14 protein-coding genes are annotated in these 12577 nt (G+C 63.4%); 7 read left to right on the top strand and 7 right to left on the bottom strand.

What is annotated here, in order from left to right; all coding sequences use genetic code 11:
- Positions 1–15 precede the first annotated feature (15 nt).
- The 4 genes from C2L64_RS28915 to C2L64_RS28905 all read left to right on the top strand — a co-directional run bounded on the left by C2L64_RS28915 (position 16) and on the right by C2L64_RS28905 (position 3192).
- Positions 16–1209, top strand: a complete 1194-nt coding sequence (locus C2L64_RS28915) for a fumarylacetoacetate hydrolase family protein (RefSeq protein WP_007586092.1) — start codon at positions 16–18, stop codon at positions 1207–1209.
- A 185-nt stretch (positions 1210–1394) separates the two neighbouring features.
- Positions 1395–1565 (top strand): hypothetical protein, encoded by a 171-nt coding sequence (locus tag C2L64_RS53440; protein ID WP_158660541.1) that lies wholly within the window; start codon positions 1395–1397, stop codon positions 1563–1565.
- A gap of 213 nt (positions 1566–1778) precedes the next feature.
- Complete coding sequence (locus C2L64_RS28910) at positions 1779–2579, top strand: hypothetical protein (protein ID WP_238554708.1); 801 nt, start codon at positions 1779–1781, stop codon at positions 2577–2579.
- Positions 2580–2751: 172 nt separating this feature from the next.
- Positions 2752–3192 (top strand): PRC-barrel domain-containing protein, encoded by a 441-nt coding sequence (locus tag C2L64_RS28905; RefSeq protein ID WP_007586089.1) that lies wholly within the window; start codon positions 2752–2754, stop codon positions 3190–3192.
- 123 nt (positions 3193–3315) lie between these two features.
- Here C2L64_RS28905 and rpoD read toward each other — a convergent pair whose 3' ends face one another.
- From rpoD to C2L64_RS28890, 3 genes are all read right to left on the bottom strand, one after another.
- Positions 3316–5313, bottom strand: a complete 1998-nt coding sequence (gene rpoD, locus C2L64_RS28900; RefSeq protein WP_007586088.1) for an RNA polymerase sigma factor RpoD — start codon at positions 5311–5313, stop codon at positions 3316–3318.
- A gap of 300 nt (positions 5314–5613) precedes the next feature.
- Positions 5614–5874 carry a hypothetical protein gene (locus C2L64_RS28895; RefSeq protein WP_236674208.1) on the bottom strand — a complete coding sequence of 87 codons (261 nt, stop codon included), beginning with the start codon at positions 5872–5874 and terminating at the stop codon, positions 5614–5616.
- 201 nt (positions 5875–6075) lie between these two features.
- A complete protein-coding gene (locus C2L64_RS28890; RefSeq protein WP_007586085.1) occupies positions 6076–6969 on the bottom strand; it encodes a LysR family transcriptional regulator in 894 nt (297 codons plus the stop codon).
- A 109-nt stretch (positions 6970–7078) separates the two neighbouring features.
- Here C2L64_RS28890 and C2L64_RS28885 point away from each other — a divergent pair, with 109 nt between their 5' ends.
- Genes C2L64_RS28885 through C2L64_RS28875 form a run of 3 tightly spaced genes read left to right on the top strand, consistent with a single transcriptional unit; the run spans position 7079 to position 9256 of the window.
- On the top strand, positions 7079–7705 hold the full coding sequence (locus C2L64_RS28885) for a nitroreductase family protein (RefSeq protein ID WP_007586083.1): 627 nt from the start codon (positions 7079–7081) through the stop codon (positions 7703–7705).
- A 55-nt stretch (positions 7706–7760) separates the two neighbouring features.
- The gene (locus C2L64_RS28880) at positions 7761–8747 is read left to right on the top strand and encodes a zinc-binding dehydrogenase (protein WP_007586081.1); all 987 of its coding nucleotides are present in this window, start codon (positions 7761–7763) and stop codon (positions 8745–8747) included.
- A gap of 26 nt (positions 8748–8773) precedes the next feature.
- Entirely contained in the window at positions 8774–9256 is a 483-nt protein-coding gene (locus tag C2L64_RS28875) for a YybH family protein (protein WP_039901091.1), read from the top strand.
- A gap of 9 nt (positions 9257–9265) precedes the next feature.
- Here the strand turns inward: C2L64_RS28875 and C2L64_RS28870 are convergent, their stop codons facing one another.
- Genes C2L64_RS28870 through C2L64_RS28855 form a run of 4 tightly spaced genes read right to left on the bottom strand, consistent with a single transcriptional unit; the run spans position 9266 to position 12507 of the window.
- On the bottom strand, positions 9266–9571 hold the full coding sequence (locus C2L64_RS28870) for a hypothetical protein (RefSeq protein WP_007586072.1): 306 nt from the start codon (positions 9569–9571) through the stop codon (positions 9266–9268).
- Positions 9572–9582: 11 nt separating this feature from the next.
- Entirely contained in the window at positions 9583–10362 is a 780-nt protein-coding gene (fabI, locus tag C2L64_RS28865) for an enoyl-ACP reductase FabI (protein WP_007586070.1), read from the bottom strand.
- A 2-nt stretch (positions 10363–10364) separates the two neighbouring features.
- Positions 10365–11546 carry an acetate/propionate family kinase gene (locus tag C2L64_RS28860; protein ID WP_007586069.1) on the bottom strand — a complete coding sequence of 394 codons (1182 nt, stop codon included), beginning with the start codon at positions 11544–11546 and terminating at the stop codon, positions 10365–10367.
- Positions 11547–11565: 19 nt separating this feature from the next.
- Positions 11566–12507: a phosphate acetyltransferase gene (locus C2L64_RS28855; RefSeq protein ID WP_007586067.1), complete on the bottom strand. Its 942-nt coding sequence runs from the start codon at positions 12505–12507 to the stop codon at positions 11566–11568.
- Positions 12508–12577 lie beyond the last annotated feature (70 nt).

Raw genomic sequence — 12577 nt, 5'->3', positions numbered from 1 at the left:
TTGGAGACTCGCTTCATGACTGCATCGAACGAAACGAACTATCTTCCCGACGATCTCGACCGCGCGCTGCTGATTGGCCGCGTGTGGCGCAAGACGGACCGTCATGAAGGGCCGAGCGTCGTGGCCGTGCGCAATGGCGACGTGTTCGACATCACATCGAGCGCGCCGACCACGGCCGATCTGTTCGAACGCGACGATGCCGTCGAGATCGCACGCAATGCGCCCGGCGAACGGCTCGGCAGCGCAGCCGAACTGATCGCCGCGAGTCTCGCGAACGATGCGTCGGCGAACCTGCAACTGCTCGCGCCCTGCGACGTGCAACCGATCAAGGCATGCGGCGTCACGTTCGCCGTGAGCCTGATCGAGCGCGTGATCGAAGAGCAGGCGGGCGGCGATCCCGCGAAGGCCGAAGAAGTGCGGCAGACGATTGCAACGGTGATCGGCACCGACCTGTCGAAAATCAAGCCGGGCTCGGAAGCGGCGGCGCGTCTGAAGGCGGAACTCGAGCGGCGCGGCGCGTGGTCGCAATACATGGAAGTCGGCATCGGCCCCGACGCGGAAGTGTTTTCGAAGTCGCAGCCGATGTCGTCCGTGGGCTTCGGCGCGGATGTCGGCCTGCTCGCGGCATCGACATGGAACAACCCTGAGCCGGAGATCGTGCTGGCCGTCAACAGCAAGGCCGTGATCGTCGGTGCGACGCTCGGCAACGATGTGAACTTGCGCGATATCGAAGGGCGATCGGCGTTGCTGCTCGGCAAGTGCAAGGACAACAACGGCTCGTGTTCGATCGGACCGTTCGTGCGGCTCTTCGACGGCGACTTCACGCTGGATACCGTACGGCGCACGAGCGTGTCGCTGCGCGTCGAAGGCGTCGACGATGGCTTTCTGCTCGAAGGCGTGAGCCATATGTCGGAGATCAGCCGCGATCCCGCCGATCTCGTCGCGCAGACTTGCGGCAAGCATCATCAGTATCCGGATGGCTTCATGCTGTTCCTCGGCACGATGTTTTCGCCGATCAAGGACCGCGACGCGAAAGGCGGCGGCTTCACGCATCACCTGGGCGATATCGTGACGATCTCGACGCCGCAACTCGGCGCGTTGCGCAACACGGTACAACTGTGCACGGAGATCACGCCGTGGACGTTCGGCGTGCGCGCGCTCTACGCAAATCTCGCGGCGCGCGGGCTGCTCGGTTCGAGCGCGCAATAATTTTTCCGCGGCCGCAGTGTCGTGAATATGGAAAAGGCAACGTTTGCGAATCGTGTTATCGCCATTCACAAACGTTCAAATAATCAGGATCACAAAATTCATCGAAAATATCTCTGCATTCTCTCCCTATTTGAAGTTCCACAATAAAGCCTGAAGGCGGGCAACTGGGCGTCGCGAAGCGTTTCGTGCGCATGCTGTACGGCGCGACGGAGGCGCAGATGCCGGGCATCGTGCCGTACGCGGCGAAGCATGGCGCGGGCAGTGTGTTCGTCACATCGACGGGCTTGCCGAATCTGTACAAGAACCTGCCCGCCTGGTGGAGCCAACTGGTGAGCAGCGTGCTCGCAATGAGATAACCAGGAAGAACGAAGGCGCTTCGCGCGCCGTGCAGTTCGATGTCGATGTACGCCAGGTGTTTGCGCACCTGGCTTTTTTTGCGCCAACGCATTCGGGCAAATGCGTGCATGCCATATCCCGTTGATCGAATACGCTTAGAATGCGTGCTGAAATGGATTGCGTTCAACGCAGCGAGGCGCACCGATAGCGCCATTTTCAACGGAGAGGATGTTGTGCAATTTCTGAATCGCACGGTTGCTTCGGGCAATCGCGTGCTGCCAATGCTGTGTGTCGCGCTGGCGTTGTGCGCCGGCACGGCGAACGCCACGCCGGCCGCGCCCAAGGGCAACGTGGCTCATGAGGCAAGCGCCCCGGCAACGCCCGACCGCTTCACCGCCGACGACCCCGTCAAGGTGCGCGACATGCTCGCGAGCCAGATGCCCCCGGCCGCGACGGATTCGCTGACCACTCGCATCCGCAAGTTCGCGCGCGAACCCTACGACCGCATCGTGCGCGGTCATGCCGAGGCGGCCGAAAACGGGCAGCGCACTTTCCTGTTCATGATTCCGGCGCCGCGCGGCATTCTGTATCGGTCGAATACGCATGTGCTAAGTGTGAATGTGCCGCTTGCGAGCGACGAGCATCCCGACGCGATCCAGCTCTACCAGAGCATCGTCGGCCCGAGCGGGCGCGGCCTCGTGATCGCGCCCGATGCGAAGGCCAAGGGCTTTATCCAGAAGATCGATTCGATCGAACTGGCGACGGAAGGCAAGACGAAGACGGCGGCGCGCGGGCGTCTGACCGTCCCGCAAGCAGCCTTCGAGCAGACCGGCGACAGCTTCGCGATCGTGCTCGTCTGCACGCTCGAACCGCCGTATCTGACGGAGATGCGAGAGCACAGCGATCCCGCCGACGAAGAACCCACCGACATCACGCGCCGCACCTCGACACTGCACGCGAACGTTCAGGCCGTCTGGCTGGTGAACCAGAAAGACGGCACGGTGATCGGTAAAGGACTGCGGCTTGGGAAGTAGCGGCGCATATCGATGCGATGCGCGTCGCCGTGCATGTCGGAAAGGGCGCACGCATTCTCGGAAAAAACCTACGTACCCTTCTGCGACTTTTTCTTTCTGATGCGGTAAGGTATTACGCTTCCTCTTACAGCAGCGGCAGTCCATCGCAACATTTCACAACGGAGAATAAGCTATGAAGGCAAAGTGGGCAGCGGTTCTGATCGCGGCATCGACGTTCGGCTTGATGGCAGGCCAGGCAAGCGCGCAAGTGGCAGGCTCGCAGACCATTGGCGTGAGCGTCGAGCAGGAATCGATCATCGTCAACGGCTGGAGCGCGAAGAAGAGCCTGCTTGGCAAGCCGATCTACAACGAGCAGGGCCAGAAGGTCGGCGTGCTGCACGACATCATCATTGCGCCGGACAACGCTGCTTCGTTCGCGATCGTCGCCGCGCATCAGTTCCTCGGTGTGTCGCAGCATGACGTCGCCGTGCCGTTCTCGCAGATCGACTTTACGGGCGGCAAGCTGGTGTGGGCAGGCGCGACCAAGGACGCTGTGAAGGCCATTCCGGCGTTCCAGTACACGAAGGTTCGCGCAACGCCGATCGCTCGCAAGGAATACAGCGAGCATCACTAAGCGTGTCATGCGGTTCGTATCGAGTTCGAGCGAACCGCAAGCATAAAAAAACGCGGCAGCCTTTGGGCTGCCGCGTTTCGTTTGAGGCTCTGCCGCGCCCTTATCAGGCGGCGGCGATAGCGATCAGCTGCGTTCGAGGAACGGGCGCAGCTTGTCCGCGCGGCTCGGGTGATTGAGCTTGCGGATCGCCTTGCCTTCGATCTGGCGGATACGCTCGCGCGTCACGTCGAACTGGCGACCCACTTCTTCAAGCGTCAGTTCCGAGGCCGTGTCGATGCCGTAGCGCATGCGCAGCACCTTCGCTTCACGCGGCGTGAGGGCGTCGAGCGCTTCGTCGATCGCGCGGCGCATGTTCGCGTGCACGGCGGCGTCGGCGGGCGACGTCGCGGACGTGTCTTCGATCATGTCGCCGAGCGTCGTGTCGGCATCTTCACCCACAGGCGAATCCAGCGAGGCCGGATTCTTCGCGATCTTCAGGATGCTGCGGATCTTCGCTTCGGGCATGTCCATGCGCTCGGCGAGCACCGACGGATGCGGCTCCTGACCCGTCTGCTGGACGATCTCGCGCTGGATGCGGTTCAGCTTGTTGATCGATTCGATCATGTGAACGGGCACACGAATGGTGCGTGCCTGATCGGCGATCGCGCGCGTGATGGCCTGACGGACCCACCACGTTGCGTACGTCGAGAACTTCCAGCCGCGACGGTATTCGAACTTGTCCACTGCCTTCATCAGGCCGATGTTGCCTTCCTGGATCAGGTCGAGGAAGTGCATGCCACGGTTGACGTACTTCTTCGCGATCGAAATGACGAGACGCAGGTTCGCTTCGATCATCTCGCGCTTGGCCTGGCGCATCTTGCCTTCCGCCGAGCCAAGCTGCTTGTTGATCTGCTTGAGCTGTTGCAGCGGCAGCGCGATCGACGCTTCGATGTCAACCAGCTTCTGCTGTTCCGACTGGATGGCAGGCAGGTGACGCTCGAGCGCCGGACCGTACGACTTCGACTTCGCGGCGATGCGCATCGTCCAGTCGAGATCGGTTTCGTTGCCCGGGAACGATTCGACGAACGCTTCGCGCGGCATGTCGCAGCGGTCCACGGCGATCTGCAGGATGTGGCGTTCGATCGCGCGAACCTGCGCGACCTGCGCCTGCACTTCCGCGCACAGGCGGTCGATGGTCTTGGCCGTGAAGCGGATCGGCGTGAGTTCCTGCTGGATCGACTCGCGCAGGTTCGCGATGGCCGTCGCGCGGCGCTTGTCCGTGACGGGCATGTCGGGCACGCTGGCGAAGAGGTCGCGCACGCGCCCGAAGATCGCGAGGCTGTCGACCGTCAGTTGCTCGAGGCGCGCGGCGTTGGCTTTTTCGCCGCCGTCATCCGACAGGTCGCCGTCGTCTTCGTCCGAATCTTCGTCCGAGGCGCTCGCTTCCAGCTCTTCTTCCGCAGCGGCGTCCGCTGCTTCCTCGTCGAGTTCGGCGGCTTCGCTCGTGTCGCTGATGCCGTCGACCAGTTCGTCGATGCGGATTTCACCCGCGACGACGCGGTCCACGTCCGCGAGAATCGTCGAGATGATCGACGGGCACATTGCGATGGCTTGCACCATGTCCTGCAGGCCGCCTTCGATGCGCTTGGCGATTTCGATTTCGCCGGCGCGCGTGAGCAGCTCGCTCGCACCCATTTCACGCATATACATGCGGACCGGGTCGGTCGTGCGGCCGAATTCGGAGTCAACCGTGGACAGCGCGACTTCCGCTTCCTCATCGGCCTGATCGTCCGATGCGGCAGCCGACGGGCCGTCGTTCAGAAGCAGCGTTTCCGCGTCGGGCGCCGTTTCGTACACGGACACGCCCATTTCGCCGAACGTGCTGACGATGGTTTCCATCGCGGCTGTTTCGGTGAAATTGTCGGGCAAGTGGTCGTTGATGTCGGCGTGCGTCAAATAGCCGCGTTCGCGGCCCAGCGCGATCAGCGCGCGCATCTGACGTTGACGCTCTTCGACGAGGGATTCCAGCAAGGCCGCATCTAGCGGCGCGGCGGCGGGTTGCGCCTTCGCTTTTGCTGCGCGCTTGGGCGCCTTCGGTGCGGTGGTTTCGAACTGGGAATTGTCCCGGTCAAGCTTTGCCAATACGTTCTCCTCGGCAGGCTGTTTCGCATCCCCGCGCAAACACGCGCGGCAGGCGGGCAACCTGTCGGATCGTGAGGTGTGGGCGGGGTGTTGCACGAATCGATTGACGCGGAACGGTGTGCTCGAAGTCACTGGCGATGTGCTGGCATGCCAGCACGTTCACCCGACTCCGGCGCAGTGCCTTCCAGTTAGGACGCAATTCGACGCGTGCTGAAAAGTGAATCTGCAAGTGTAGCAGAAAAGGTGGTGCGGTGCACCAGTTTTATGCAACTGCTGATGCCCCGTGCTGGTGCATGCCCATCACCGCCGATTGCGCGACAGATCGGACGCGACAATGCCCGCGAGCGCCGCGACCAGCAGGCAGCCGACCGTCAGTAGCGTCTTGGCGACGGCCACGGACACATGCTCGGGCCCGATCACCGCGAACGCGCCGACCAGCAGCCCGACGGCCGACAGCGCGAACATCGCCCACGGCGTGCCGCCGTGCTTCGCGGCATCCTTCGCGACGCAGGTGGTGTCCTGCGCGCGTTCCGGCTCGGGAAGGGTAGACGGTGTGGTCACGGCGGAAGCTTTAGACGACGAAGAGATAGAACCTATCTTATGCGACGCATCGTTCATTTCGACAACGTGTTTCTTTCGAACCGGTAACTGGACAGGATGGGCGTAGGCCGTGGCCGGCAGCCGCGCTGCGAGATCCATCATGTTATGACATAACGGCAACGGCGTCAGCGGGCAACGCGCGCGGTGTGCAGAAGTACAACGTCAAGGGAACGAGCCATCGCCCGCGTCGTCGCCGCCCAGGCGTTCCTGACAGAAAGCGAGATACGCGCGAACGATCGACGACGGATGCCGGTGCGACGGATACAGCAGATTGATCTCCTGCAAGGGCAACGGGTAATCGGGCAGCAGCGCGACGACATGGCCTGCTTTCACATCGTCGGCGATCAGGTACGGCGGCAGTTCCGTCGCGGCTTCGCCGCCCAGCACGCGAAACCGCAAATGCGCGTAGTCATTCGTCGATATGAGCGGCTTCGGCTGGAATGTCGCGTTGCCGAGCCGCCATAGCGGCCGCGCGTAGCTGTTCTGCATCCACGCCGCGCAAGGATAGCGATCGAGGTCGTCCGGTGTGACGGGCGGACCGAGCCGCTCGACGAGCGCCCGGCTTGCGACCAGCACGTGCCGGTACGCGAGTATCTTGCGCGCGACCATCAACTCGTGGTCGATCGCGCCGACGCGCAGCGCGACATCGATTCCGTCAGCTGTCAGATCGACGCGGCGCTCGGTCGAGTAGACGAACACGCGAATGCCCGGATAGCGCTGCTGGAACGCGTCGAGCACCGTCCACCACGGTTCGAACGACGGCGGCAGCGACAGCCGCAGATAACCCTTCAATTGCGCTTGCGAACTGAGCACGGCCTCCCGCGCGTCGACGAGCGACTCGATGCCACGGCTTGCGTGCTCGTACAGCCGCGTGCCGGCGTCCGTCAGCTGCGTGCCGCGCGTCGTGCGTTCCAGCAGTTGCACGGACAGTTGCTGCTCCAGTTCGCGCATCTTGCGGCTGAGTGTGGGCAGCGGAATGCCGAGCCGCTGCGCCGCCGCCGACAGACTCCCCGTCTGCACGACGTTGACGAACATTTCGACCGCGTTCAGATCCATTGTTCGTCCTTCCATATTTGAGAGGAGGCGTATCAGTTTTGCGGGTTCCGGTTTTCATTCCGATAGGCCAAAGTAGCATCACATCGTCCCAATCAACAAGGAGAACAAGATGTCTACCGTTGAGAACCCGGTTGAAAGCCACATCGAATCACGCATCTCTGCAAACCATTTCGATGCCGCGCGCCTTCTGGCCGACCACGAAATCGAAGACCTGATTCGCCTCGCGACGAAGGCGCCTTCGGCGTTCAACCTGCAGAACTGGAAATTTGTCGCGGTTCGCACTGCCGACGCGAAGGCGCGTCTGTTGCCGCACGCGTATGGCCAACAGAAGGTCGTCGACGCGGCGGTCACGTTCATCGTTTGCGGCACGCTCGAACCGCATCGGACGCTGCCGGTTGCGCTTCAGCCGTCTGTGAGCGCCGGGCTGATCGATGACGCGACCCGCGACGGTTGGGTCGGCGCCGCGCGCTCGATGTATCAGGACAACCCGGCGCTCCAGCGCGACGAGGCGATCCGCTCGGCGTCGCTTGCCGCGATGACGTTGATGCTCGCGGCGCAGGGGAAGGGACTCGCGTCCGGCCCGATGATCGGCTTCGATCCGGCCGGTGTCGCGCGCGAGTTCGGACTCGCGTCGACCGACTTGCCCGCGATGCTCGTTACCGTTGGCTATCCCGCACCGGGCAACTGGCCGCAAAAGCCACGCAGGCCCGTTGCCGACGTATTGCTGTTCGCCTGATACCGGCGCGTTCAGATGAAAGCAGAACAATTACCCAATTAATAAGGAGTCCATTATGAAAGCCTATGTGATCGAACGGGCCGGTGGCCCGGAAGTGCTCGAGCTGCGCGACGTGCCGTCTGTCGCGCCGAAGTTCGACGAAGTGCGCGTTCGCGTGCGTGCCTTCGGTATCAACCGCGCTGAAGCGTATCTGCGCGCCGGCAAACTCGGACCGATCGACGCGCCGCGTGTGCCCGGCATCGAAGCAGTCGGCGAAATACTCGAAGATCCGTCCGGCGCGTTTCGTGTCGGCGAGCGGGTTGCAACCGCGATGGGTGGGCTGCAGTTCACGCGGGCGGGCAGCTATGCGGAGGAAGTCACCGTGCTCGCGCGTAACGTCGTGTCGCTCCAGGGCACCGCGTTGCCGTGGCAAGAACTGGCCGCGCTGCCGCAAGCGTATCTGACCGCCTGGGGCGCACTGCGCAAAAGCCTGAAGATCGAAGCGGGGCAAACGCTGTTGGTGCGGGGCGCCACATCGTCGGTCGGCCTTGCTGCCGTTACGTATGCGAAGGCATCGGGCGCGCGCGTGCTCGCTTCGACCCGCTCCACGGAGCACGTCGAGCGGCTGTATCGCGCAGGCGCCGACGCGGTCATCATCGACGACGGGGCGATTGCAGAACAGGTTCTCGACGCGCAACCGGCCGGCATCGACGCCGCGCTCGAAATCGTCGGCGCCGCGACGCTTCGCGACACCATGAAAACGGTGCGCCCGTTCGGCGCGATCACGGTGATCGGCATGCTCGGCGGCCCGCCCGTGCTCGATCAGTTCAATCTGATAGCCGATCTGCCGCCTGCCGCGCGACTGAGCTTCTTTCCGAGCCAGCTGTTCGGCACGGAGGCTTTGCCGCTCACCAGCACGCCGCTGAAGTCGCTCGCACTCGATGTGGAAAACCGGCGTATCCCGTCCCACCTCGTACAGGCTTTTGCATTCGACGAACTGCAGGACGCGCATCGTCTGATCGAGAGCAACCGCGCGCTCGGCAAGATCGTGGTGCGGCTATGAACGCGGCACGCGAGAGGACCGTCACCATGCTATTCAGAACATTGTTCTTTCCCGTGCTGTTTGCGGCTAGCGTTGCGCTACCGGACGTTGCGTTTGCCGCGCCCTTGAGCAACACGGACCGCGCTATCACGCAACAACTGCATCGTTACGAGCAGGGGTTGAACTCGTCGGACACCGACGCGATCATGAGCCTCTACGACGACGCACCCGTTGTCATGGCACAGAACGCGCCGCCGGCAGTAGGGCGTGAAGGCGTGCGCAACGCGTACACGCACGCCTTCGGCGCTGTCAGGCTGAACGTGCGCTTTTCGATCGATGAGATCAAGCCGCTGTCGCGCGACTGGGCGTTCGCACGCACGCATTCGACAGGTACGATCGAAACGCTGACGGGTAAGCGCTCGACGCAGCCCGAAGCCAACCAGGAGTTGTTCATCCTGCATCGCGGGCCGGACGGCATCTGGCGTGTCGCGCGTTATAGCTTTTCGACGACCAATCCGCCCGCGGTCTGAATCCGCTATCTAGACGGGCCCCGGCAACGCGGTCCGTGTCTGGCGGCGCGCCTCGGCCGCTTCGCTGACGTCCCAGAACGACAGCACCTGCACCGACAGCCGGCAGCGATGCCAGTACATGCCATGCAGGCGTCGCCGTATATAGTTCAGCGTCGTCCAGTTGGCGCCCTTGATGGCGATGAGTGCGGCGGGGTGCTCGTCAGCTTCGCCGACCAGTTCGATATCGCGGCAGTCCGCGTGCGAATAGCGGAACACGAGCGCTTTCACTTCATCGAGCGAGGCTTTTTGCGGCAGACCGCTGATCAACAGTTTCATTTTTGTACCGGTCAGCCGATGATGCTCACGCCGCCGTCGACGAACACCGTGTTGCCCGTCATGCGGCGCGCGTAGGGCGTCGCGAGGAACGCGCAGGTGTAGCCGACGTCCATGATGTCGACGAGTTCGCCGATGGGCGCTCGCTCGGCCGCTTCGGCGAGCAGCAGATCGAAGTCCTTCAGTCCCGACGCGGCGCGCGTCTTCAGCGGTCCCGGCGAAATGGGATGCACGCGGATGCGCTTCGGTCCGAGTTCGTGAGCCAGGTACCGGCACGACGCTTCGAGCGCGGCCTTCACGGGCCCCATCAGATCGTAGTTCGGCACGACGCGCGTCGCGCCCAGATAGCTCATTGCGAACAGCGATCCGCCTTCGTCCATCAGCGGCGCGGCGAGGCGCGCCATGCGGATGAACGAATGACACGAAATGTCCATCGCCACCGAAAAGCCTTCCGCCGAACTGTTCAGCAGGCCGCCCTGCAGATCGGCCTTCGGCGCGAACGCGATCGAATGCACGGCGACGTCGAGCCGTCCCCACGTCGCGCGGATCTCATCGAACACCGCTTCGAGTTCCCCGGGCTTCGACACGTCGAGCGGCAGCAGCAGTGACGCGCCGAGTTCCTGCGCGAGCGGCTCGACGTAGGCCTTCGCCTTCTCATTCAGATAGGTGATCGCGAGTTCGGCGCCAAGCTCGCGGAATGCGCGCGCGCAGCCGTACGCGATCGAATGCTCGTTTGCGATGCCGATGACCAGCACCTTGTGTTGCGCCATCACCTGGCTCGTTGACGTGTCCATGCTTACCCCTCCAGCCGGCCGAGCGCGTGCCGGGCGATCATCAGTTCTTCGTTGGTCGGAATCACCCATACGTCGACGGCGCTGGTCGGACTGCTGATGCGCGGACCATGCCGCTGGTTCGCCGCTTCATCGAGCGAGACGCCGAGCCACGCCGCCAGCTCGCCCACGCGCTTGCGCACCGGGTCCGCGCGTTCGCCGATGCCCGCAGTGAACACGATCGCGTCGAGTCCGCCGAGCGCCGCCGCGAGCGAGCCGAGTTCGCGCGAAATGCGATAGCAGAACAGTTCGACGGCTTCGGCGGCTTTCGGATCGTCGCTCGCGAGCAGCGTGCGCATGTCGCTGGAAATGCCGGACACGCCGAGCAGACCAGAGCGCTTGTAGAGCAGCGATTCGATCGCGCGCGCATCCATGTCCGCTTCTTCGAGCATCCACAGAACGACGCCGGGATCGAGGCTGCCCGAGCGCGTGCCCATCACGAGTCCTTCGACGGCCGTGAAGCCCATCGTGCTCGCGATGCTTTTGCACTGGTCGAAGGCCGTCATGCTCGCGCCGTTGCCCAGATGCAGCACGACGGTTTTGCCCTTCGCGGCGCGCTCGTCGATTTGCGGCAGGACGCTCGCGATGTATTCGTACGACAGCCCGTGAAAACCATAGCGCCGCACGCCGCGCTCCGTAATATCAGGCGGCAAGGCAAAGCGCGTTGCTACAGCGGGCTGCGTGTGATGAAACGCCGTATCGAAGCATGCGATCTGCGGCACCTGCGCATTGCGCGCCATGATCGAACGGATGACGGCGAGATTGTGCGGCTGATGCAGTGGCGCAAGCGGCACGAGCGCTTCGAGATCCTGCATCACCTGCGCATCGACGCGCACGGGCTTCGAATACTTGTCGCCGCCATGCACGACCCGATGGCCAACCGCGAGCAGCGTCGCGCGCCCTTCGCCATGGCTGCGCAGCCAGTCGAGCAGAAATGCGGTCGCGTTGTCGTGCCCGAGCCGCTCGCCTTCGGGCCAGCGTTTGTCTTCGATGACTTCGCCGTTTTGCCGCTTCGCGGTGAAGCGCGGGTTCGTGTAGATCTCTTCGATCTTGCCGCCTGCAATGGGTTCGAGCTGCGCGCCTTGCGCTTCGAACGCATGAAACTTGATGCTCGACGAACCCGCGTTGATGACGAGGATGACGTCCATGCCACTCCCTCAAGACGTGTCAAACGATGGCGGAAGAGGGTTGCTCGCGCCGCGCGAGCGCGACCATCGACGCAACGGCACACGAAGCGAGCCGCGTGATGACGGAATCCGCGCGGCTCGTGAGAATGATGGGCACTTTCGCGCCGAGCACGATGCCGGCGGCATCCGCGCCCGCGAGAAACGTCAGGCTCTTCGCGAGCATGTTGCCTGCCTCGAGATCGGGTACGACGAGCACGTTCGCATGACCCGCGACAGGCGAGTCGATGCCCTTGATCTTCGCGGCTTCTTCGTTGATCGCGTTGTCGAGCGCAAGCGGGCCGTCGAGTATGCCGCCCGTGATCTGGCCGCGGTCGGCCATCTTGCACAGCGCGGCGGCTTCGAGTGTCGATGGGACCTTGGAGTTGACGGTTTCCATCGCCGACAGGATCGCGACGCGCACAACGGGAAAACGCAGCGCATGCGCGAGGTCGATTGCGTTCTGCACGATGTCGCGTTTTTCATCGAGCGTGGGCGTGATGTTGACGGCGGCGTCGGTGATGATGAGCGCTTCAGCCCGACCCGGCACGTCCATGATGAAGCAGTGGCTCACGCGCCGCTCGGTACGCAGGCCGGTGGCGCGCGCGACCACGGCGCCCATCAACTCGTCCGTGTGCAGCGAGCCTTTCATCAGTGCCTGCGCACGGCCTTCATGCACGAGCTGCACCGCGCATTCGGCAGCGGCATGGCTATGCGCCGCATCGACGATGGGCAGATCGCCGAGATCGAGATTGCCTTCCTTCGCGGCCGCTTCGATTTTCGCGCGCGGGCCGACCAGTATCGGCGCGATCAGTTTCAGCCGCGCGGCTTCGATGACGGCCGACAGCGAATCGTGATCGCAAGGATGCGCGACGGCCGTAGGCGTCGGCGGAAGCGTGGCGGCAAAGGCGACCAGACGCTCGTATTTCTCGCGCTTGTGTTCCATCTTCAGTGCCCTCGTAGGTGAGGCGATCGGAGTGCCTGTCGTGCGCGGTGGACTGTGACCGTCCACTCGC

The sequence above is a fragment of the Paraburkholderia hospita genome, from assembly GCF_002902965.1.
Lineage (GTDB): Bacteria > Pseudomonadota > Gammaproteobacteria > Burkholderiales > Burkholderiaceae > Paraburkholderia > Paraburkholderia hospita.
The sequence above is the reverse complement of the archived record's forward strand: the minus strand, read 5'-3'. Positions and strand labels throughout refer to the sequence as shown.

Excerpts from the sequence above, each read along its gene's own strand:
- C2L64_RS28915 (WP_007586092.1), top strand. The coding sequence starts at position 16 with ATGACTGCATCGAACGAAACGAACTATCTTCCCGACGATCTCGACCGC.
- C2L64_RS28905 (WP_007586089.1), top strand. The coding sequence starts at position 2,752 with ATGAAGGCAAAGTGGGCAGCGGTTCTGATCGCGGCATCGACGTTCGGC.
- C2L64_RS28890 (WP_007586085.1), bottom strand. The coding sequence starts at position 6,969 with ATGGATCTGAACGCGGTCGAAATGTTCGTCAACGTCGTGCAGACGGGG.
- C2L64_RS28885 (WP_007586083.1), top strand. The coding sequence starts at position 7,079 with ATGTCTACCGTTGAGAACCCGGTTGAAAGCCACATCGAATCACGCATC.
- C2L64_RS28880 (WP_007586081.1), top strand. The coding sequence starts at position 7,761 with ATGAAAGCCTATGTGATCGAACGGGCCGGTGGCCCGGAAGTGCTCGAG.
- C2L64_RS28875 (WP_039901091.1), top strand. The coding sequence starts at position 8,774 with ATGCTATTCAGAACATTGTTCTTTCCCGTGCTGTTTGCGGCTAGCGTT.
- C2L64_RS28870 (WP_007586072.1), bottom strand. The coding sequence starts at position 9,571 with ATGAAACTGTTGATCAGCGGTCTGCCGCAAAAAGCCTCGCTCGATGAA.
- fabI (WP_007586070.1), bottom strand. The coding sequence starts at position 10,362 with ATGGACACGTCAACGAGCCAGGTGATGGCGCAACACAAGGTGCTGGTC.
- C2L64_RS28860 (WP_007586069.1), bottom strand. The coding sequence starts at position 11,546 with ATGGACGTCATCCTCGTCATCAACGCGGGTTCGTCGAGCATCAAGTTT.
- C2L64_RS28855 (WP_007586067.1), bottom strand. The coding sequence starts at position 12,507 with ATGGAACACAAGCGCGAGAAATACGAGCGTCTGGTCGCCTTTGCCGCC.